The organism is Roseateles noduli (assembly GCF_050626985.1).
Lineage (GTDB): Bacteria > Pseudomonadota > Gammaproteobacteria > Burkholderiales > Burkholderiaceae_C > Roseateles > Roseateles noduli_A.
The window spans coordinates 1,695,735-1,716,637 of record NZ_CP192463.1 but is presented as its reverse complement, the minus strand read 5'-3'; the positions used below and the strand labels follow the sequence as shown (position 1 = coordinate 1,716,637).

Annotated in this window: 16 protein-coding genes; 12 read left to right on the top strand and 4 right to left on the bottom strand. The window is 70.0% G+C overall.

What is annotated here, in order from left to right:
* Positions 1–185: 185 nt before the first annotated feature.
* The 7 genes from ACQ4L4_RS07525 to ACQ4L4_RS07495 all read left to right on the top strand — a co-directional run bounded on the left by ACQ4L4_RS07525 (position 186) and on the right by ACQ4L4_RS07495 (position 10,126).
* Complete coding sequence (locus tag ACQ4L4_RS07525) at positions 186–2,993, top strand: TonB-dependent receptor (RefSeq protein ID WP_431103609.1); 2,808 nt, start codon at positions 186–188, stop codon at positions 2,991–2,993.
* A 13-nt stretch (positions 2,994–3,006) separates the two neighbouring features.
* A complete protein-coding gene (locus ACQ4L4_RS07520) occupies positions 3,007–3,753 on the top strand; it encodes an SDR family NAD(P)-dependent oxidoreductase (protein ID WP_431103608.1) in 747 nt (248 codons plus the stop codon).
* Positions 3,737–4,726, top strand: coding sequence for a 2-dehydro-3-deoxygalactonokinase (locus ACQ4L4_RS07515; protein WP_431103607.1), 990 nt, complete (start codon positions 3,737–3,739; stop codon positions 4,724–4,726). Before ACQ4L4_RS07520 ends, ACQ4L4_RS07515 begins: the two co-directional genes overlap by 17 nt.
* Before the next feature lie 7 nt (positions 4,727–4,733).
* A complete protein-coding gene (locus ACQ4L4_RS07510; protein WP_431103606.1) occupies positions 4,734–6,071 on the top strand; it encodes a mandelate racemase/muconate lactonizing enzyme family protein in 1,338 nt (445 codons plus the stop codon).
* A 5-nt stretch (positions 6,072–6,076) separates the two neighbouring features.
* Positions 6,077–7,339, top strand: coding sequence for an MFS transporter (locus ACQ4L4_RS07505; RefSeq protein WP_431103605.1), 1,263 nt, complete (start codon positions 6,077–6,079; stop codon positions 7,337–7,339).
* A 107-nt stretch (positions 7,340–7,446) separates the two neighbouring features.
* Complete coding sequence (locus tag ACQ4L4_RS07500; protein ID WP_431103604.1) at positions 7,447–9,003, top strand: 2-dehydro-3-deoxy-6-phosphogalactonate aldolase; 1,557 nt, start codon at positions 7,447–7,449, stop codon at positions 9,001–9,003.
* A 118-nt stretch (positions 9,004–9,121) separates the two neighbouring features.
* On the top strand, positions 9,122–10,126 hold the full coding sequence (locus ACQ4L4_RS07495; RefSeq protein ID WP_431103603.1) for an alpha/beta hydrolase: 1,005 nt from the start codon (positions 9,122–9,124) through the stop codon (positions 10,124–10,126).
* Here ACQ4L4_RS07495 and ACQ4L4_RS07490 read toward each other — a convergent pair.
* The gene (locus ACQ4L4_RS07490) at positions 10,092–10,709 is read right to left on the bottom strand and encodes a mechanosensitive ion channel domain-containing protein (protein ID WP_431103602.1); all 618 of its coding nucleotides are present in this window, start codon (positions 10,707–10,709) and stop codon (positions 10,092–10,094) included. The two genes, ACQ4L4_RS07495 and ACQ4L4_RS07490, sit on opposite strands and share 35 nt — an antisense overlap.
* Before the next feature lie 233 nt (positions 10,710–10,942).
* On the opposite strand from ACQ4L4_RS07490, the gene ACQ4L4_RS07485 reads away from it, so the two are divergent.
* The gene (locus ACQ4L4_RS07485) at positions 10,943–11,236 is read left to right on the top strand and encodes a hypothetical protein (protein ID WP_377155051.1); all 294 of its coding nucleotides are present in this window, start codon (positions 10,943–10,945) and stop codon (positions 11,234–11,236) included.
* Positions 11,237–11,325: 89 nt separating this feature from the next.
* Here ACQ4L4_RS07485 and ACQ4L4_RS07480 read toward each other — a convergent pair whose 3' ends face one another.
* The 3 genes from ACQ4L4_RS07480 to ACQ4L4_RS07470 form a co-directional block, all read right to left on the bottom strand.
* Complete coding sequence (locus tag ACQ4L4_RS07480; RefSeq protein ID WP_431103601.1) at positions 11,326–13,065, bottom strand: cyclic peptide export ABC transporter; 1,740 nt, start codon at positions 13,063–13,065, stop codon at positions 11,326–11,328.
* Between the two features lie 104 nt (positions 13,066–13,169).
* Complete coding sequence (locus tag ACQ4L4_RS07475; protein ID WP_431103600.1) at positions 13,170–13,484, bottom strand: contact-dependent growth inhibition system immunity protein; 315 nt, start codon at positions 13,482–13,484, stop codon at positions 13,170–13,172.
* 2 nt (positions 13,485–13,486) lie between these two features.
* A complete protein-coding gene (locus ACQ4L4_RS07470; protein WP_377155053.1) occupies positions 13,487–14,401 on the bottom strand; it encodes an RNase A-like domain-containing protein in 915 nt (304 codons plus the stop codon).
* Between the two features lie 281 nt (positions 14,402–14,682).
* On the opposite strand from ACQ4L4_RS07470, the gene ACQ4L4_RS07465 reads away from it, so the two are divergent.
* From ACQ4L4_RS07465 to ACQ4L4_RS07450, 4 genes are all read left to right on the top strand, one after another.
* A complete protein-coding gene (locus ACQ4L4_RS07465) occupies positions 14,683–15,621 on the top strand; it encodes an alpha/beta hydrolase (protein WP_431103598.1) in 939 nt (312 codons plus the stop codon).
* A 108-nt stretch (positions 15,622–15,729) separates the two neighbouring features.
* A complete protein-coding gene (locus ACQ4L4_RS07460; RefSeq protein ID WP_431103597.1) occupies positions 15,730–16,926 on the top strand; it encodes a GNAT family N-acetyltransferase in 1,197 nt (398 codons plus the stop codon).
* 7 nt (positions 16,927–16,933) lie between these two features.
* Positions 16,934–18,241, top strand: coding sequence for a lysine N(6)-hydroxylase/L-ornithine N(5)-oxygenase family protein (locus ACQ4L4_RS07455; protein ID WP_431103596.1), 1,308 nt, complete (start codon positions 16,934–16,936; stop codon positions 18,239–18,241).
* Between the two features lie 210 nt (positions 18,242–18,451).
* Positions 18,452–20,788, top strand: coding sequence for a TonB-dependent siderophore receptor (locus ACQ4L4_RS07450; protein WP_431103595.1), 2,337 nt, complete (start codon positions 18,452–18,454; stop codon positions 20,786–20,788).
* Positions 20,789–20,903 lie beyond the last annotated feature (115 nt).

Sequence of the window (20,903 nt, the reverse complement as noted above, 5' to 3'; positions counted from 1 at the left end):
GCATCCGCTCGGGGTAAACGCCATCTCGTGCGCATTGCGATCGCTATTTTGTTGCTTTAATATACACATCAACAGAGACGGCGCAGCGCGATCTGCCCGCCTGTCACCGCCCCGGATCCGCACGCCGCCGACAGGCCGCGTGTCGCCGGGAGCGACACAACAACGGAGACATGAAAGGATCGAACATGGCAAAGCGAGTCATTCGAGGGCTGCTGGCATCCACCGTGCTGACCACCGGCGCCGTGCTGCCGGTGATCGCCCAGGAGAACGCACCGCCGGTGCCGCCGACCGCGACGGCCGCGGCGGCCGCGAAGGTCGCGGCGAACCAGGCGGCCGACGATGCCGCGGAACAGGCGAAGCCCGACGGCAAGGACGACGGCAAGGACGGCGGGAAGGACGGCGGGAAGAAGACCGACGGCGGGACCAAGCCCGCCGAGGCCGGCGTGGCGCTGGACCGTGTCGAGATCACCGGCATCCGCAAGAGCCTGGAATCGGCGCGCAACCAGAAGCGCCACGCCACGCAGTTCGTCGACTCGATCGTGGCCGACGACATCGGCAAGCTGCCCGACCGCAACCTGGCCGAATCGCTGTCGCGCGTCTCCGGCATCCAGGTGGACCGCGGCGTCGGCGAAGGCACCAACATCTCGATCCGCGGGCTGCGCCAGAACGTCACGCTGTTCAACGGCCGCGAGATCGTCGACGCCACCGGCCGCGGCGGCACCGGGCTGGACCAGCTCGGCACCACGACCTACGGGATCATGGCGCTCGTGCCCTCGGAGCTGATCGCCAACCTCGAGGTCACCAAGCTCGCCGGCGCGGACCAGGTGTCCGGCGGCCTGGGCGGCATCGTCGACATCCGCTCGCGCCTGCCGCTGGACGACGGCAACCAGCTCGTCGGCAAGGCGGGCCTGACCTACGACCAGTTGCCCGGCAAGTACGGCCGCGAGTTCTTCGGCCTGGTCTCGCGCAAGCTCTCGCCGCAACTCGGCGTCCTCGCGTCGATCTCGCACGACGTGCGCCGCCTGTCGCAGCAGGGGCTGGACACCTTCTCGGGCTACAAGCAGTTCATCGACCTGTCGAGGTCGGCGACCGTGCCGGTCTTCGGCAGCCAGGACCTGCGCGCCTCGGACATCCAGGAGCATCGCAGGAAGACCGGCTTCAACGCCGCGGTGCAGTGGCGTCCGAAACCCGGCTTCGAGCTGGTGGCCGACACCTTCGCGTCCAGGCTCGAGTCCGCGCGGGACCGCTACTGGATCGCGTTCAATGCCACCTCGGGCCTGAGCAACGCGACCTATTCGGCCAACAACATCCTGCTGTCCGGCCGCGCGGTCACGCCGGTGCTCGCCAACACGGAGTTCGCCGACGTGGACGCGACGATCGTCTCGTCGGCGCTGCGCGCCAAGTACGTGATCAGCGACACGCTGAGCGGTTCGGCCGAGGTCTCGACCGGCCGCTCGGCGTCGAGCTATCACCAGCGCTACATGCGCCTGCAGCCCCGCGCCGGGCTGAGCAGCAGCGTCGATTTCGACCTGACGCAGGGCCCCTTCGGCGCCTTCTCGATCAACGGCGTCGACCTGGCCGATCCGACGCAGATGTCGCAGTCGATCATGTTCGACAGCGACTTCTCCGCGGTGACCGGGAACAAGGCGGCCCGCCTGGACTTCAGGAAGAAGCTGGAGATGGGCTGGCTGGACGCCGCGGACTTCGGCGGCCGCGTGTCGCGCCTGCGCTCGGAGCAGAACCCGCTGGTGGCCGACATCCGCCCCGCCGGCGGCGTGCCGGCGACGCAGCTGTCGGGCTTCCTGACGACCTACTCGAATCCGGACTTCGCCTCGGGCCACTTCGACGGCCTGCCGCGCAGCTACCTGGCGCCGTCGCGCGACGCGTTCACCGGCTGCAAGGCCTTCACCGCGATCCCGGGGATCTCGCAGAGCGGCCCCTGCCTGAATCCGCAGAGCACGCTGACCTCGATCGCGAGCACCTTCACGATCAAGGAGACGATCACCGAGGGCTACGGCAAGCTGAACTTCGACGGCGAGCTGTTCGGCCGCGGGCTGACCGGCAACGTGGGCCTGCGCGCGGTCAAGCGCAGGCTGAGCTCCATCGGCAACCTGATCAATCCCGACGGCAGCACCTCGCCCAACACCGCCGACCGCACCGACAAGGAGTGGCTGCCCTCGGCGGTCGCGCGCTACGAGCTGACGCCGGACACCGTCCTGCGCCTGGGCGCGGCCAAGGTGGTGTCCTTCCCCAACACCGCCGACCTCAACAACGGCGTGCGGCTGTTCGCGCCGGTCATCACCGGCGGCGTGATCACGCAGCCCGGCACCGGCACCGGCGGGTCGCCGCAGCTGCAGGCCTTCAAGGCCACGCAGTTCGACCTGTCCATCGAGAAGTACTTCGGCCGGCAGGCGGTGGCCTCGCTCGGCGTGTTCGACAAGGACATCTCGACCTACATCATCCAGAAGCAGATCTCGGAGAACTACGGCGGCGTCGACTATCTGGTCAACCGCAAGGTCAACGGCGAGGGCGCCAAGGTGCGCGGCGCGGAGCTGCTGCTCCAGCTGCCCTTCTACTTCCTGCCCGAGCCCTTCAGCGGCTTCGGCACGATGGCGACCTACTCCTACATCGACTCCAAGACCCCGGTGCGCGACGCCGCCGGCCGCCAGCTGACCTTCCCCGGCCTGTCTACCAACAACGTCAACCTGATCGGCTACTACGAGCAGGGCCCGCTGAGCGTGCGGCTGGCGATGAACTGGCGCGACAAGTACCTGGTCAGCCTGTCGTCCGCCAACACCGGCATCTACAACGACAGCTACACCGACCTGTCGGCGACGCTGCGCTACGACTTCTCCAGGCAGGTGTCGCTGGGCCTGGAGGCCAACAACCTGCGCAACAGCCGGCAGCGCACGCATGACGGATCGGTCGAGGGACTGCGCACCAACGCGATGTTCGGACGTATCTTCAAGGCCAACGTGACCATGAAGTACTGATCCAGGAGCAGCGATGAATCCCGCATCCCATGAACTCCATGGCCGGCGCGCGCTCGTCACCGGCGCCGCCAGCGGCATCGGCGCGGCGATCGTGCGGCGGCTGCAGGCCGCCGGCGCGACCGTCGCCGGCCTGGACATCGTCCCCGAGATCGCGTCGGACTGCGACCTGATCGTCGACCTGCGCAACGGCGCGACGCTCGAGCAGGCGCTCGCCCAGATGAACCGTCGCATCGGCATGCCCGACATCGTCGTGCACGCCGCGGCGATCACGGCGATGGGGGGCGTGCTCGAGGTCGACCCGGAGCGCTGGCTCGAGATCTACGACGTCAACGTGGTCGGCGCCGTGCGGCTGCTGCGCCACTGCACCGGCGCGATGAAGCAGCGCGGCGGCGGCGCGGTGGTGCTGATGTCGTCGATCAACGCCGACTTCGCCACGCCCACGCAGGCCGCCTACGCGGCCTCCAAGGGCGCGCTGAACAACCTCATGAAGACGGCGGCGCTGGAGTTCGCCCCGGCCGGCATCCGCGTCAACGCGATCGCGCCGGCCTCGGTCGACACGCCGGCGATGCGCGCCTCGATGGCGCGCGCCGCCGACCCCGACAAGGCCGCGCGCGTCAACATGCGCCGGCATCCGCTCGAACGCTGGGGCACGGCCGAGGAAGTCGCCGAGCTCACGCTGTTCCTCGTCTCCGACCGCGCCGCCTGGATCACGGGCGCGGTCCATCGCATCGACGGAGGCGCCAGTGTCACGCGACGTTGAAGACCGGGCAGGCTCGCCGGCCTCATCCACCGCGTCCATCGCGTCCTCCGCGCCCGCGCCGGGCCCGACCGACACCGTCGGCATCAACTGGGGCTCGACCAACTTCCGCGCCTGCCGCATCGCGCCCTCGGGCGAGGTGTCCGCCGAGTGGTCCAGGCCGGCCGGCGTGACCGGTCTGGGCCGCGACGGCATGGCCGCCACCATCGCCGCGCTGCGCGCGCAGTGGCCCGACCTGGACACGCTGCGGGTGTACGCGTCCGGGATGATCGGCTCCAACATCGGCTGGGCGGAGGCGCCCTACGCCGCCGCCCCGGCGACCCTGGCCGACATCGCCGCCCGCCTGGTCCCGGCGCGCATCGGCACGACGGACCTGCGCATCGTGCCCGGCGTGTGCTGCCGCCGCGTCTTCGACGACGGCCCCGACGTGATGCGCGGCGAGGAGATGGAGCTGTTCGGCTTCGCCGCCGCGAACCCGCGCTGGAGCGGCCTGATCGCCCTGCCCGGCACGCACACGAAGTGGGCGCGTTTCGAGTCCGGCCGCATCGTCGACTTCTTCACCAGCATGTCGGGCGAGATGTTCGACCGGCTGACCACGGCCGGGCTGCTGGCCTCGATCGTGGACGGTCCCGCGGTGGACGGGCCGGCCTTCCACGAAGGCGTGGCCACCGGGCGGCGCCGTCAGCTGGGCCTGTCGACGGCGCTGTTCGGCGCGCGGGCCCGCGTGATGCAGGCGCGGCTGTCCAAGGCGGACGCCGCGTCCTACCTGCGCGGGCTGCTGATCGGGTCGGAGATCGCCGATGCGCTGGCGGTCCTGCCCGACCTGCGCGCCGCGGTGGTGCCGCTGGTGGGCAACGGCCCGCTGTGCCAGCTCTATGCCGCGGCGCTGCGCGCCGAGGACATCGAGAGCCGCTTCGTCGACTCCCGTCACGCCTGCGTCAGCGGGTTCCTGCATCTGCGCGCTTCCGAGGAGTGAGGTCGCCGTGACACCGCCGCCCGCCATCCCCGCCATCCCCGCTTTCCCCGCCTCCCCCGGCGTGCCGACCTCCGCCACGTCCGCCACCTCCGCCACGGGCACCCCCGCCGGCCACCGCATCGCCCATGTCGAGGCCATCGCGCTCCGCGTGGCGCGACCGTTGACGTCCCACATGGGCCATCCGCTGCAGCCCAGCGAGCGCGGCTACCTGATCGATCCGGACAACGGCACGATCTACCCGGCCGACGACCGCACGCTGCTGCTGCGCGTGACCTGCGAGGACGGCACCGTCGGCTGGGGCGAGACCTACGGCATCGTCGCGGCGGGCGCGGTGCAGGCGCTGGTCGAGGACGTGATCGCGCCCTTCCTGCGCGGCCAGGATCCGCTGGACGTGCAGCTGCTGTGGCAGCGCCTCTACGACATGATGCGCGTGCGCGGCTACACGACGGGCTTCTGGCTGGACGCGCTGGCCGCGGTGGACATCGCGCTGTGGGACCTGTGCGGCAAGCGCCTCGGGCTGCCGGTGCGCAAGCTGCTGGGCGGCGGCGCGCGCGACCGCCTGCCGGCCTACATCACCCACATCCCGGGCACGGACCCGGCCGCGAAGCTGGAGGCGGTGGGGGCGTTGCGGGCCGAGGGCTACCGGGCGTTCAAGGTGCATGCCTCGTCGGCCTTCGATCCGGTGGCGCTGATCCACGCGATGCGGGCGCATTTCCCCGACATCGAGATCATGCTGGACCTGCACTGGCACCACACGGCGGGCGAGGCGATCAACATCGCGCGGGCCATCGAGTCCTGCCGCATCGCCTTCCTCGAGGCGCCGGTCCACACCGAAGACATCGACGGACTGGCGCGGCTGGCGGCCGTCACGCGCATCCCGATCGCCGTGGGCGAGGAATGGCGCACCGTCTTCGACGCGCACCTGCGGCTCAAGACCGGCGCGCTGTCGGTGATCCAGCCGGAGATGGGCCGCACCGGCATCACGCAGTTCCTGCGCATCTGCCAGCTGGCGGACGTGTTTCACGTGCGGGTCGCGCCGCACGCCACGATCGGCTTCGGCGTGTTCATGGCGGCGAGCCTGCACGCCTCGGCCGCCGCCGCGATGTTCAGCGTCCACGAGGTGCAGAACCACTTCGTGCACCGCTACCTCGACCACTTCGACACGACGATGCGCTGCGAGGACGGCCGGTACACGCTGCCGGAAGGGCCGGGCCTGGGCATCGCGCCGAAGGCGTCGCTGATGCGGTACGTCGTCGATCCGCGCGGGGGCGCCGCATCCGCTGCATCCGGCACATCCGCCGCATCCGGCCTGTCCGCCTCGCGCGACCTGCCGCCGGGAGCCTGACCGCCATGATCCGCTCGCGCTGGATCCCGCTGGCCGTGATGGCGCTGCTGTCCCTGTCCACCTTCCTCAACTACCTTGACCGCCAGGTGCTGGCGCTGTTGGCCCGGCCGGTGCAGCAGGCCCTGGCGATGGACGATCGCGGCTACGCGGCCGTCGTCACCGCGTTCATGATCGCGTACACGCTGGGCAACCTGAGCTCGGGCTGGCTGCTGGACCGGCTCGGTCCGGTGCGTGCGATGCCCTTCTTCGTCGGCGCGTGGTCGATCGCGGGCTGCCTGAGCGGTCTGGCGCACAACACGCCGCAGCTCGCGGCGAGCCGCTTCTTCCTGGGCCTGTTCGAGACCGGCAACTTCATCGCCGCGCCGGTGATCGTCGCCTTGTTCCTGCCGGCCCGTCACAAGGCCATGGGGATCGGCGTGTACACGGCGGCCGCGATGTTCGGCGCGGCCGTGTCGCCGCCGCTGGTCACCGCGATCGACGCCGCCGTCGGCTGGCGCATGGCCTTCCTGCTGCTCGGCGTGGCGGGGCTGTGCTGGGTCGCGCTGTGGTGGCTGCTGCCGCTGCGCGCCGCGCAGGCGGAGATCGCCGCGCAGGAGGCCGCCGACCCCGGCCACGCCCGCGTCGCCGCGCCGATCGCCGACCCCGGCACCTGGCGCGAGGTGCTGACCGAACCCAAGGTCTGGGCCTTCGGCTTCGGGCAGATGCTGAGCTTCCCGGTCTGGTTCTTCTACCTGAACTGGTTCCCGAAGTACCTCACCGACGAGCGCGGCCTGAGCACCCTCGAGATGGGCCGTCGGGCCTGGGCGGTCTACCTGGCGGCGGCGCTGGGCTCGCTGTCGGCGGGCTGGGTGATCGCCGGGCTGATGCGCCGCGGGCTGGCGCCGATTCAGGCGCGGCTGGTCACGCTCGGCGCCATCGCGGTGATCGCGCCGCTGGGCGCGGTCAACTACTTCGAACCGTCGATCGAGGTCAGCATCGCCTCGGCCTCCGCCGTCGCCTTCCTGCATCTGATCTGGCAGGTGACGATCACGTCGATCCCGCTGGAGATCTTCAACCCGCGTCGCATGGGCAAGGTGCTCGCGGTGATCGGCGTGACCAGCGGCACCGGCGGCATCGTCAGCACCTGGCTGATCGGCAGCCTGGTCGGCACCGTCACCTACCGGCCGATGTTCGTCGTCATGGCGGGTGCCTACGCGGTCGCCCTGACGGTCGTGCTGCTGCTGTCGCGCCGCGGGCGTGCGCCGGCCGCGCCGCTGCAGCAGACGTGAGACGCGACATGGCCGCCTTCATGGACGCTCCCGAGCGCCGTCACGAAAACAGTCACGAGAACCGTCAGACGACCCGATCGCTCCCCGCCCTGCTCCGCCCCCCACTGATGACCACCGCCACCACCTCCGCCCTGCCGCCGCACACCGCCTTCGAACGCCTCGACCTCGCCCTGGCGCGGCTGCCCCTGATCGCGATCCTGCGCGGCCTGACGACGGACGCGGCCGAGGGCGTCGTCGGCGCGCTCTTCGACGCGGGATTGCGCGTCGCCGAGGTGCCGCTGAATTCGCCCGACGCCTTCGAGACCATCGCGCGGCTGGTGCGCGCCTTCGGGGACCGCATGGTCATCGGCGCGGGCACGGTGACGGATGTCGCGTCGGTGCGCCGGCTGGCCGCCACCGGCGCCGTGCTCTGCGTCGCGCCGAACACCGACACCGCGGTCATCCGCGCCGCGGTCGAGGCGGGTCTGGTCCCGGTGCCCGGCTACATGACGCCGACGGAGGCCTTCGCCGCGATCGACGCCGGCGCGCGGCACCTGAAGCTCTTCCCCGCCGCGGGCCGCGAGGCGGACCTCGCCGCGCTGCGGACGGTGCTGCCGCGCGGCGTGAAGCTGCTCGCCGTCGGCGGCGCGACGCCGGTCGATCTCGAGGCGCTGCTCGCGGGCGGCGCCGACGGCGTGGGGATCGGGTCGAGCCTGTACCGGCCCGGCGACGACGTGGCCCGGGTCGCGCAGCGCGCGCGGGCCTGGCGCGAGGCGTACGAGGCCACGCGTCAAGCGCCCGTGGTCGAGCGCTGCTGGCATCCCTCGGCCGTCATCGGCGAAGGCCCGGCCACGCGCGCCGACGGCGGCGTGTGCTGGGTCGATCCGGTGCGGCATCGGCTGTTGCGCTGGAACGGTCGCATCGACGAGGGGCAGGTGTTGACGCTTGACGAAGGCCCGGTGTATTCGCTGGCGACGATGCCGGGCGGCCTGGGCGCGCTGTCGGGTACGTTGGCCGGGACGTCGTCCGGGACCGTGTCGGGCGCGTTGGCCGGCGTGCTGGACGACAGCCTGTGCCTCGTCGACGAACGCACCGGCGCCGTCGAGCGCCGTGCCCGCGTGCGGCTGGATGCGGGGTGCCGCTTCAACGACATGACGGTCGACTCGCACGGCGGCCTCTGGATCGGCGCGATGCACAAGGGCCTGCTGGCCTCGCGCGGCGCGCTGTACCACGCGCCCACCCTGGACGGACCGATCCGTCGCGTGGCCGACGGCCTGGGCGTGCCCAACGGCATGGCCTTCGACACGGACGAGCGCACGCTGTTCGTCATCGACACGCTGTCGCGGCATCTGCTGGCGTTTCCGGTGGACGCGGTCCTCGGGCAGCTCGGCCAGCCGACGATCGTGACCGACTTCCTGGACGTGCCCGGCAAACCCGACGGCATGACGATCACGCCCGACGGCGCCCTGTGGGTCGCGATGTGGGGCGGCGGCTGCGTGCTGCGGGTCGGGCGCAACGGCGCGATCGAGCAGACGGTGCGCCTGCCCGCGCTGCACGTGAGCAGCGTGTGCATCGACGCGCCGGGCACGGGGCTCTGGGTCACGACCTCGCGCGCGCGCCAGACCGAGGCGCAACTCGCCGAGACGCCGCATGCCGGCGCGCTGTTCCGGATCGCCTGGCGCTGAGCCGTCGGCCACGCGCGTCGGACCTGGCGGGTCGTTGGTCCCCCACAGGATCGCAACGCCCGGCGTGATTCAATCGGGGCATCATTCCCCCGCGAAACACCGCGAGCCCTGGAGCCCCATGCACCGACATCCCGACACGCCCGCCGGTTCCGTCCATCGGCTGATGCTCGACAGCGAGGTGCTCGCCGGCAACCTGGTCGGCGCCCCCACCCGACGCCTCGTGGACGTCTACATCCCGCACGGCCATGACGGCCGAGGCCTGCCGCTGCTCGTGGACATCGTGGGCTTCACCGCCGGCGGCCCCGCGCACACGAACTGGAAGAACTTCGGCGAGAACCTGCCCGAGCGGCTCGACCGCTTGATCGCCGCCGGCGAGTTGCCGCCGGTCGTCGTCGCCTTCCCGGATTGCTTCACCCGGCTGGGCGGCAACCAGTACGTCAACTCGGTCGCCATGGGCCGCTGGGACGACTTCCTCCGTGACGAGGTCGTGCCCTTCGTCGAGGGACGTTTCGACTGCGGCGGCAACGGCCGTCGCGGCCTGTTCGGCAAGTCCAGCGGCGGCTACGGCGCCATGGTCCACGCCCTGCTGCATCCGGACTTCTGGGCCGCGGCGGCCGTGCATTCCGGCGACATGGGTTTCGAGCTGCTTTATCGCCACGAGTTCGTCCCGGTGCTGCGCGCACTGGCCAAGGAGCCCGATGTCGGCCGATGGGTGGACGCCTTCTGGGCTGCGAAGAAACCCAAGGACAGCGACGTCCACATCCTGATGATGCTCGCGCAGGCCGCGAGCTTCGACCCCGATCCCTCGGCGCCTTACGGCGTGCGGCTGCCGGTGACCGCCGACACCTGCGAGCTGATCCCCGACCGCTGGGCCAACTGGCTGGCCTGGGACCCGCTGACGCTGGTCGAATCGCATGGCCGCGGCCTGGGCGCGCTCAAGGCGCTCTACATCGACTGCGGGGACGTCGACCAGTACAACCTGGTCTATGGCGCCCGTCGCATGCACAAGCGGCTGACTGCGATGGGCGTGACCCATGTCTATGAGGAGTTCGCCGACGATCACACGGCCGTCGACTACCGGATGGACGTCAGCCTGCCGATTCTGGCAAAGGCGCTTTCATGAGGGCCACTTCCGCCGACGTCCCATTCCAGCGCCTCAGCGCCCTCTGGAAGAACAGGCTGTTGGGTAGTTGCAGCATCGTGCCGTTCTGCGCGTCGCCGCTCTCCAGCAGCGTGGTGTAGACCAGGTTGATGTCCACCACCCGGCCCTTGACGCCGGGCCGGTCGCCCGCTTCCAGCAGCTCCACGACGTCGCCGATCCGGAACGCATGCGTGATGTAGATCAGCAGCGTGCAGAACAGGTTCGAGAGCACGCTCCAGGCCGCGAAGAACGCGACCGCGCCCACCGCGGCGAAGCCGGTGAACGCCGTCCACAGCACCGATCCCGACACGCCCAGGCGCTCCAGCGACCACAGCACGGCGCCGCCGTAGACCAGCACGCCGATGCTGCGCAGGAACAGCGACGCGACCTTGACGGGGAAGCCATAGCGGGTCGTCAGCCGGCGGGAGACGAGCCCCGCCACGCGCATCAGCAGCCAGGCGCCGAAGCCGATGATCACCACCTCGATCACGGGGACGAAGATGTCCAGCCATTCGGCCAGCCACAGGGGAAGACGGTCGTGCAGGGATTGGTAGAGCTTGTTCATGGCGCAGCAGATTACACGTCGATGGCGTCGCCACTGCTTGCGGGGGCGTGAGCGTTGCAGCTCATGATCGAAGCGACCGGTGGTTACAAACTTTGATCACCGCCCCTTCGCCTTGCGCGCGGGGTCTTTACGCGGTTTCGCCGCCACAAGGATCGCTTTTTGCTGGAACCCCTTGCTCGCAGGCCGGCGACCCTCGTCGCCGTTCACATTCTTTTCAAGACAAGGAGATTCCCATGAAGCGTTCCCTGTTGATGGTGGCCACGGCCACGGTGCTCTCCCTGGGTGTTGCGGCCGGTCCGGCCATGGCTCAGGCCTCCAGCCCGACCTCGGGCAGCGTCGATCAGGCCAAGGCGCTGAAGAAGCAGGCCGATGCCGATTACAAGGCCGCCAAGAAGGCCTGCAACGCCATGAAGGGCGATGCCGAGAAGCAATGCGAAAAGGACGCCAAGGCCACGCACGAGAAGGCCGAGGCGGACGCCAAGGCCATGAAGGAAAAGGCTGAGGCCGACAAGAAGGCGATGAAGTAAGCGGCGGCGCCTGCCGCGGCGCTTCGGCGCGGCGGCAGGCGTCCGGCCTCGGCCCGCGCCTGCGCGACCTGCTCAGGCGCGGGCCGGACTCAGCTCACCGTCAGTTCCCGCTCAGCCCGCGCGTCGTCGACCGCGGGCTGATCTGCCGTGCCGGCGTCGCCGAGGATCTTCCCGTTGCCCATCCGGATCACGCGATCCGCCAGATGGAAGTAGCGGTCGTCGTGCGACACCACGATCACCAGGTGGCCCTTGTCGCGCAACTCCGGCAGCAACTCCGTATAGAAGAGATGCCGGAAGGTCGGATCCTGATCCGCCGCCCATTCGTCGAAGACCAGCACGGGGCGGCCCTCGAGGTAGGCGTGCACCAGCGCCAGCCGCTTGCGCTGCCCGGTCGACAGGTCGACGGTGCTGAAGGAGCCATCCTTCACCGACACCTTGTGCGCGATCTCCAGCCGCTGCAGGTAGGGCAGCGCCCGCTCGGGGAGGCTGCCGCCCTGCCCGGCTTCGGCGGCCAGGTCCTCGAACAGGTAGAAGTCCGAGAACACCGTCGTGTAGAGCTGACGGTAATGATCACGCGTCTCGTCCGTCACCGGCGCGCCGTCTGCCAAGACCTGACCCTGCTGCGGCGCATACAGCCCCAGCAGCAACTTCACCAGCGTCGTCTTGCCCGAGCCGTTGTCGCCGACGATGAACACCATCTCCCCGCGCTTGAGCCTCAGGTCCAGCGGCCCGAGCACGAAGGCCTCGCCGCCGTCCGGTTTCGCGAAACCGTAGCGCACGCCGCGCAGCTCGATCGCGTCGGCCAGCGCGGCCGGCTCGCCCGGCTTGTCGAGGTCGAGGAAGGGTTCCGGCGTCGCGAAGCGCGCCGACATGTCCGCGATCCGCTGGAACGCCACCCGCGCCCGGCCGATGCCCGGCACCGCCGCGGCGATCTGGTCCAGCGGCCCCTTGAGGAACAGCAGCACCAGCACGAAGCCGCTCAGCACCGCGGGCTCCATGGTCCGGAACGCCGCCCAGCCCAGGATCAGCGCGATCAGCAGGAAGAACAGCGCCGAGCCGAAGGCCGTCGCCAGCACGTAGGTGTTGATCGCGCGCCAGTTGATCTCGCGGATGCGGTCGACCGTGCCTTCGATCTGGCCGCCATACATGCCCGCGCGGCGGGCGCGGTGCATGCGCAGTTCCTTGGCGCCATCGCTGATCGCGCGGTAGGCCTTGTGCAACTGCTCTTCGGCGTCGCGAGCCTTGTGGAAGCCGCGGATGCCGCGGGCCTGCGCCCAGGTCTGAACGCCCACGCCGATCACCAGGGCCACCAGCAGCAGCCCGAACAGCGGCGGCGACAGCCACGCCAGGTAGCCGAGGCAGCCCAGCGTGATCGCCAGCGCGATCACCGCCGAGGACAGCACGAAGGCGGCGTCGCTGATCATGTCCACGTCGCCGGTCAGCACCGGCATCAGCCGGTGCGTGCGGTAGCGCTCCAGCGCGTCGATCGGCGCGGCGAGGATCTTGCGCGCCAGGCTCTTGCGCACCTGGGCCACCAGCCGCTGGCCGACCAGGTTCGTGCACATGCTCGAGGCCGCGCGTCCCACCAGCGCCACCGCGCACAGCGCGACGAAGGTCAGCAGCAGCCCGCCGGCCATGCCACCCGGGCGGTTCAACACCTCGTTGATCGTGCCGAGCAGAGCCACCGTCGCCGCGCCGGCGGCGATGCCGGTCACCGCCGACACGAGCAGCCACGGCAGGAAGGGCTTCAGGAGCGTGGAGACTTCGCCGGCCTTGCCGGGAGCGGGGCGAGGCGGAGCGCCCGCCTGGGTGCCAGGAGCAGTGTTCATCAGCGTGGTCTTTCAGCCGCCGGCGCGAGGGCGCGGCGGACGGGGTGAGGTCCTACCCCGTAGACGTTCCAGCGGCGCGGATGTTCACGGCGCCAGTGGCAGCGTCATGGACTGTTGCTCAGCGAGGATCGGAGGGTCAGGAGAAAGTCCCGCGTCGTCGGGCAGAACGCCGACGGAATGATGTCGGGCTCGAAATACGCTTGAAACCGCTCGTCCATGCCGTCGTCTCCGGTCTCGAGAAATCCGTCGATGTCAGCGACCAGCTGTTGCACGAGCTGTGCTGTCGCCTCTTTGCGGAAGGCGCCCACGATGTCCTCGATCGAGTCGCCCTCGATGTCGAAATCCTGGTGGAACCACGCCCCCATGAAGGAAGCCAGATCTGGGAACTGCTGCTGACCCTTGAGTGTGTAGCTGGGCATGGTCAAGGCACCGGGTAGGCCGTGAGAACGAAATAGACCCGATTCTGCTGCTGCACGCGTCGAAGCACGACCACCATTCGATTCATCTGTTGCATCGCGCCTGTTGCCCGCACAACCCCCTCTCCCACCGACGAGCTCGCCTGGTAGCGGAAAACCTCTCTGCCGCTTGCCGACGAGGACTTCGCCCAGGTTTCGATGGCGGATCGATTCGCGCGCAGCGCGGCTGCCACATGGCGCTCGGCATCCGCGAGGCTGCGGAAAGTGGTGGCCGCCGGAATGCGTGGCTCGCGCAGCAGGCGCGCCCGCAACTGCGGTTCGGTCTGGCCGACATGCTTCAGGATGGTGTGACCGCCAGCGGCCTCCTCGGCCGCAAGACTGACGGCCCCGCGCCTGACCGCGATAACGCGTAAAGCGCCGACACCGCCCGCCAGGAGCGGGATGGCAATGTCAGCCCCGAGGCCGATCATCTCCGCGGTTGCCGGATCCGCGCCGAGCGCTGTGGATGCGGACCTGGCCGCTTCGGCGGTGAGCGTTCGCGTGTCCCGACCCGACGTGATCTGCCGAATTGCAGCTGCCGAGGTATCGGCGCCGTGGACACCAAGCGCACCGCCGGCGACCTTGGTCAGCGCTGTGGGCTCGGGAACGAGCAGCAGGCCTGCCGCGCCGACCAGCTCGAGCGCCCCTGCGACCAGTTTGCCAACACCCCAGAGTCGATTAGCCAGCGTGGGCCCTTCGTCCAGGCTCTCGCCCGCGAGCACGGCGGCCAACTGAATGGGCGTGAGGACGACTTGCAGCCCGTCCATGGAGTCAACGTCGCATTGAACCGACGTGACGTGATCATCGAGACCGTGCGCTCCTGGCGGCAAGGAGCGATGCAGGCAAAGCGTTCCGTCGTCGATTGGCTCGGCGTAGGTCATACCGAGCGGGCCGGGAGGTCTGGAGCTTGCCATGTTCTCGTTTGGCAGATGAGGGCGTTGGTCAGACCGCTCCGATGAGTGCTCTTCAGCGCGGTCGAATCAGCGGGGATTCTGAACTCGCAGGAGCCATTGCACGTGATCACCAAAGTCACGGAACTTTTCCACGACACCAGCTTCGAGTCATCCCGGACTTCAGCCATGCCGTGAACAAACGCGGCGCCAGGACGTCTCTCTTCGGACACCACCGAACCGGCATCGCCGCCGATGCCGCGCCCCGATCCATGCCCTTGCATCCCGACCTTGAGGCCTTCCTGGAGCTGGTCAACGACGCCAATGCCGACGGCCCGGCGCTCCATGAGATGACGCCCGCGCAGGCCCGCGCTGCCTACGACCGCTCGACGCTGGCGCTGGACGAGCCCGGCCCAGAGCTCCTCTGTGAGACGCTCGCTCTGCCCGCCCGCGACGGCCACGGGCTGCCCGCGCGCCTGTACCGCGGCGGCACGGAACCGCGCTCGCCGGTGCTGCTGTTCTTCCACGGCGGCGGCTATGTGCTGGGCGGACTGGACTCGCACGACTCGCTGTGCCGCGACCTCGCGGCACGCGCCGCCTGCGCGGTGCTGGCCGTCGACTACCGGCGCGCGCCGGAGCACCGCTTCCCCACCGCCTTCGAAGACGCCGAGGACGCCGCCGCCTGGCTGCGCGGCCATGCCGGCTCGCTGGGACTGGATCCGGCCCGCATCGCCGTCGGCGGCGACAGCGTCGGCGGCACGCTCGCCACCGCGCTGACGCTCGCGGCGCGCGATGCCGGGCTGCCGCAGCCCGTCCTGCAGCTGCTGCTCTACCCCTGCACCAGCGCCCGCCAGGACACGCCGTCGCACAAGCGGTTGGCCACCGGCTTTCTGCTGGAGGAACGCAACCTGCAATGGATGTTCGGCCAGTACCTGCGCGACGACGCGGACCGCCTCGACTGGCGCTTCGCGCCGCTGCAGGCGGCGACCCTGCAAGACCTGGCCCCCGCCCACCTGGCGCTGGCGGAATTCGATCCCCTGCTGGACGAAGGCCTCGCCTACGCGGATGCCTTGCGGGCCGCCGGCGTCCGCGTCACGGCCGAGGTCTACGCGGGCATGGTCCATGACTTCGCGCGGCTCGGCAACGTCGTCGAGGAGGCGGCCACGCTGCGCGCCGAGCTCGCCGCCGTGCTGGCCCAGGCCTTCTGCTGAGCGCCTGCGCGCCGCCCCGACCTGCCGTCGTGAACAAATCGGCGCGGCCAACGTCTTTACCGGAGACGGCGGCGCGTTGAGCGCCGCCCCCACCTTCAAGGCAGTCCCATGTCCATCGCTTCGCCGGCGCAGACCGCCGGCTCCGACCGTCAGGATCCCATCACCGGTGCCGCCGGCCGCATCCGGAGCCAGGTCGCGGGTCAGCCCTTCGAGACGACCATGGACGGCCCCCACCTCACGGTGACGCCGCTCGACGGCGCCCCGGCCAGCACCTGGATGCTGGAAGCCGGCACGCCCCTGCCCTCGCTGCAGTCCCGCGACGGCCTCGGCACGGGTGTCGCGGCGCTGGCGGACCGCCACCTGCCCGCCGCGCTCGAGGCCCTCTTCGCGCTGCGCCCCGGGCTGCCGTCGGTCGTGCTCGGCGACACGCTGCCGGCGGATGCCGCGCTGATCACCGCCGGGATCGCCCTTCCGACTCTTCAATCCCTCACGACCGGCCGCAGCGGCTCCAGCTCTACGATCGATCGGAGCGGCCAGCCGCCCGCCCTTGCGCCTGCGTCCATCACCGTCTCGCGGGAGCTGTTCTGGCAATGGGACCGTCTCTGGCTGGCGGACCGCCGCGAGCCCGCGCCGATCCAGCAGGTCTTCAGCAAGGACGGCCGTCGCCATCCGCGCCGCCCGGCCAAGCCCACGGGCACCGTCTACCGCCGCCACATCCCGTGGCTGGACAAGACCTTCAGCCTGCGCGCGCTGGACGTCGAGCGCGACCTCGCCACCGTCAACCGCTGGATGAACGAGCCCGCCGTCGCGCACTTCTGGCAGGAAACCGGCGACCTGGCGCACCACCGGCGCTATCTCTCCGGCATCGCCGCAGACCCGCACACCCTCGGCCTGATCGGCTGCTTCGACGACCAGCCCTTCAGCTACTTCGAGGCCTACTGGGCCAAGGAAGACCGCATCGCGCCCTTCTACGACGCCGCCGACCACGACCGCGGCTGGCACGTGCTGGTCGGCGAACCGGCGCTGCGCGGCCGCGAGTTCCTGACCGCGTGGATGCCGGGCATCTCCCATTACCTGTTCCTCGACGACTGCCGCACGCAGCGCATCGTCATCGAGCCGCGCATCGACAACCGCCGGATGGTCCACAGCCTGAACCGCTGCGGCTACGCCTCGCTCAAGGAGATCCAGTTCCCGCACAAGCGCGCCGTGCTCGGCCTGCTGATGCGCGAGCGCTTCTTCGACGACGCGCTCTGGATCCCGCGCGGCGATTCCCCCTTCGACCTCCCCGCAGTCCCGCAATCCTGAGGCACCCATGCACATCCATGACCTGATCGGCATCGGCTTCGGCCCGTCCAACATCGCCCTGGCCATCGCCCTTGAGGAAGGCCGCGAGGCGCGTCCCCAGGACCGGCCGTTGGACGCGCTGTTCGTGGAACGCCAGCCCGGCTTCGTCTGGCACAAGAACATGCTGCTGGACCACGCGCACATGCAGATCTCCTTCCTGAAGGACCTGGCGACGCTGCGCAACCCGTCCAGCCGCTTCACCTTCCTGAACTACCTGCACGAGAAGGAGCGGCTGCAGGACTTCATCAACCTGAAGACCTTCTTCCCCAGCCGCCATGAGTTCAACGACTACCTGGGCTGGGCGGCGGCCCAGTTCGAGGACCGCTGTGCCTACGGCGAGGACGTCTTCGAGGTGCTGCCCGAGCCGCGCGCCGGCGAGGTGAAGCTGCTGCGCGTGCGCTCGCGCGACGCCGCGGGCACCGTCCACGAGCGCCTGACGCGCCACCTGGTCGTCGGCGTGGGCGGCATGCCGCGCATCCCGGCCGAGTTCAAGGCCTTCAAGGACGATCCGCGCGTCTTCCACTCCAGCAATTACCTGCAGGCGATCGCCGGCAACGGCGCGGCCCAGCGCATCGCCGTCGTGGGCGCCGGCCAGAGCGCGGCGGAGATCTTCATGGACCTGCACGGCCGGCCGCAACGCCCGCACGTGGACCTGGTGATGCGGGCGCGCTCGATCAAGCCCTCGGACGACAGCCCCTTCGTCAACGAGATCTTCAACGCCGACTTCACCGACTTCGTCTTCAGCCGCACCGGCAGCGAGCGCGAGGAGCTGCTCAACGAGTACTGGCACACCAACTACGCCGCGCCCGACCTGGCGCTGATCCAGCAGATCTTCGACGTGTTCTATCGCCAGCGCGTCAGCGGCGAGGAACGTCACCGCTTCCTGCGCCGCCACGAGGTCGCCGGCGCGCAGGCCGCCGACGACGGCCTGCGCCTGACGCTGCGCGACCTGAACCACGACCGCACGACGACGCAGCGCTACGACGCGATCGTGCTGGCGACCGGCTACGAGCGCGACCGGCATCGCACGCTGCTGTCCTCGCTGGCGCCCTACCTGGGCAACTTCGAGGTCGACCGCCACTACCGCCTGCGCGGCAGTCCCAACTTCCATCCGAGCGTCTTCCTGCAGGGCGCCTGCGAGCTGACCCACGGCCTGAGCGACACGCTGCTGTCGGTCACCGCGATCCGCTCCGGCGAGATCCGCAGCGCGCTGCACGGCGCCGCCGGCATCGATCACGCGACGGTCCGGCAGGAAAGCTCGCGTCAGGCCGCATGACGACCTCGATGCCTCGCGACCGGCCGCCCCGGAGGCAGCCGGGACCGCGCTCAGTGCCTCCGGATCGTTGAGCGAGGAGCCGCCGACGACCACCGCTTCGTTCTCCGCGACGCGCGCCGCCACACGGGATCCGTGGCGGCGCGCTTTTTCATGTTCCGGGCTCCCTCTTACCTCTCCACCACAACCATGAATCCTCAGAAGGATCGCGCCATGTTCCCGTCCTCCTCGCTCACGTCGTTCACCTCGTCCCCGTCGGTTTCGTCCCAATCGCAATCGCCGTCGCCTTCGTCATCGCTGCCGCCTCGGCCCCGCCGGCTCTCGCTGGCCCTGGCCTCCGCCTTCGGCACCGTCGCGCTGGCGGGCGTCCCGTCCGTCTGGGCACAGGCCGCCGCGGACGCGACCGCCGCCGAGGCGGCCGCGGGCCCCGCCTCCCCCGCCTCCGCCGCCTCGGGCGCGGCCGGCTCCGCGCTGCCCACCGTGTCCGTGAGCGGCCGTTCCGCGCCGAGCGAGGGCACCGGCTCCTACACCGTGCGCAGCACCGGCGCGGGCACGCGCATGCCGCTGTCGCCGCGCGAGACGCCGCAGTCGCTGACGGTGATCGGCCGCCAGCAGATGGACGAGCAGAACCTGGACACGCTCAACGAGGTGATGCGCCAGACGCCCGGCATCGTCGTCAACCGCCGCGACGAGCGCGTCGATTTCACCTCGCGCGGTTTCTCGATGAGCCAGATGGTCGACGGCATCCCGACGCTGGCCTTCAACAACGTCTCGGCCGAGGCGAGCATGACCAGCATGGCCATGTACGACCGCGTCGAGGTCATCCGCGGTCCGGCGGGCCTGCTCAACGGCGTCGGCCAGCCGGGCGGCTCGATCAATCTGGTGCGCAAGCGCCCGACGAAGAACTTCGAAGGCAGCGTGACCGTCGGCGCCGGCAACTGGAGCCGATACCTGACGCAGGCGGACGTGGGCGGCAGCCTGACGGCGGGCGGCGGCGTGCGCGGGCGCGTGGTCGCGTCGTACTCGGGCGGCGACACCTTCATCGACAACAAGAGCCGCAAGGACAGCCTGCTGTACGCGATCGTCGAGACCGACCTGGGCGCCCGCACCGTGCTGGCCGGCGGCTTCGAGTACCAGAAGAACGACATCGATGGCGCCAACTTCGGCAACATCCCGCCGTACTACGGCAACGGCACGCGGCTGGTGGTGCCGCGCTCCTACTCGTTCAGCACGCCGTGGAGCGTCTGGAACATGGAGACTAAGCGCGCCTTCGTCAACCTGCAGCACGCGTTCGACAACGGCTGGCTGGTGAAGGCCGAGCTGGCGCAGGTCAAGAACAAGCGCGAGCGCTACAGCGGCGACCTGCAGAGCACGCTGCCGACCTTCCCGATCAACGCGGCGACCAACGTCGGCGTGGTCTCGCTGAGCGACAACCCGGCGGAGGGCACGAACAAGTCGCTGGACGTGTACGCGTCGGGGCCGTTCCGGCTGTTCGGCCGCACGCACCAGGCGGTGATCGGCTTCAACGTCAACAAGCTCGAGAACGAGATCGCCAACAACAGCGCGCTCAACACCGGCACGCGACTGGACCGCCGACCGGGGTCGGTCTTCGACCTCGGCGCGATCGCCAAGCCGGACTTCCAGTACCCGCGCCTGCGCCAGTACGGCGACACGCAGGAGCGCGCGATCTACGGGTCCACGCGGCTGCAGGCGACGGACGCGCTGTCGGTGATCCTGGGGTCGCGCGTGACCTGGTACGAGAACACGGCCTACCAGCGCTCCTGGGCCGGCACGGCCAACGGCGCGCGCGTCGACGGCGCGCCGGTGAAGGAGGACGGCGTGTTCACGCCCTACGCCGGCGTGGTCTACGACCTGACGCCGCAGTTCTCCGTCTACGGCAGCTTCACGCAGATCTTCCAGCCCAACACGTCCAAGGATGTGAACGGCAACGTGATCGATCCGCAGCGCGGCAGCAACGTCGAATTCGGCGTGAAGGGCGAGCACTTCGGCGGCCGTCTCACGACCGCGGTCGCCGTGTACCGGACCAAGCAGGACCATGTGCCGGTCGCGACGGGCACGCTGCAGCCGGACGGCACGGCGGCCTTCCGCGGCGAGCGCGGCACGGTGACCGAGGGCTATGAGTTCAGCCTCGCCGGCGAGGTGCTGACCGGCTGGCAACTGCAGGCCGGCTATGCCTACGGTACGCCGACCAAGGCGGACGGCTCGGCGCTGTCGCCGCACCTGGCCACGCGCACGTTCAACCTCGCGACCAGCTATCGCCTGCCGGGGGTGCTCAACAAGCTGACGGTGGGCGGCAACGTGAGCTACCAGAACCGCACGTCGATGGACGTGATCTCCAAGCCGGCGCTGACGCAGGGCGGCTACACGCTGCTGGGCCTGCTGGCGCGGTATGACGTGACGCGGCAGTTGAACGTGTCGCTCAACGTCGAGAACGTGACCGACAAGACCTACATCTGGATGAGCGGGCAGTCGGGGTACATGTTCGGGACGCCGCGGAGCACGTGGGTCAGGGCGAACTACAAGTTCTGACGGGCAAGGACTGACCCTCGGGTGGCGATCGACACGGGGCGCCGGGAGGTGCCTCGTGGTCAACTCTTCATTCGATGGGCGAGCGCTGCCAGGGAGAATCAGTCGAGCTGGATCT

Bases quoted from the DNA above. Each gene is read 5' to 3' on its own strand.
- ACQ4L4_RS07525 (WP_431103609.1), top strand. From the start codon at position 186: ATGGCAAAGCGAGTCATTCGAGGGCTGCTGGCATCCACCGTGCTGACC.
- ACQ4L4_RS07520 (WP_431103608.1), top strand. From the start codon at position 3,007: ATGAATCCCGCATCCCATGAACTCCATGGCCGGCGCGCGCTCGTCACC.
- ACQ4L4_RS07505 (WP_431103605.1), top strand. From the start codon at position 6,077: ATGATCCGCTCGCGCTGGATCCCGCTGGCCGTGATGGCGCTGCTGTCC.
- ACQ4L4_RS07500 (WP_431103604.1), top strand. From the start codon at position 7,447: ATGACCACCGCCACCACCTCCGCCCTGCCGCCGCACACCGCCTTCGAA.
- ACQ4L4_RS07495 (WP_431103603.1), top strand. From the start codon at position 9,122: ATGCACCGACATCCCGACACGCCCGCCGGTTCCGTCCATCGGCTGATG.
- ACQ4L4_RS07490 (WP_431103602.1), bottom strand. From the start codon at position 10,709: ATGAACAAGCTCTACCAATCCCTGCACGACCGTCTTCCCCTGTGGCTG.
- ACQ4L4_RS07485 (WP_377155051.1), top strand. From the start codon at position 10,943: ATGAAGCGTTCCCTGTTGATGGTGGCCACGGCCACGGTGCTCTCCCTG.
- ACQ4L4_RS07480 (WP_431103601.1), bottom strand. From the start codon at position 13,065: ATGAACACTGCTCCTGGCACCCAGGCGGGCGCTCCGCCTCGCCCCGCT.
- ACQ4L4_RS07475 (WP_431103600.1), bottom strand. From the start codon at position 13,484: ATGCCCAGCTACACACTCAAGGGTCAGCAGCAGTTCCCAGATCTGGCT.
- ACQ4L4_RS07470 (WP_377155053.1), bottom strand. From the start codon at position 14,401: ATGACCTACGCCGAGCCAATCGACGACGGAACGCTTTGCCTGCATCGC.
- ACQ4L4_RS07465 (WP_431103598.1), top strand. From the start codon at position 14,683: ATGCCCTTGCATCCCGACCTTGAGGCCTTCCTGGAGCTGGTCAACGAC.
- ACQ4L4_RS07460 (WP_431103597.1), top strand. From the start codon at position 15,730: ATGTCCATCGCTTCGCCGGCGCAGACCGCCGGCTCCGACCGTCAGGAT.
- ACQ4L4_RS07455 (WP_431103596.1), top strand. From the start codon at position 16,934: ATGCACATCCATGACCTGATCGGCATCGGCTTCGGCCCGTCCAACATC.
- ACQ4L4_RS07450 (WP_431103595.1), top strand. From the start codon at position 18,452: ATGTTCCCGTCCTCCTCGCTCACGTCGTTCACCTCGTCCCCGTCGGTT.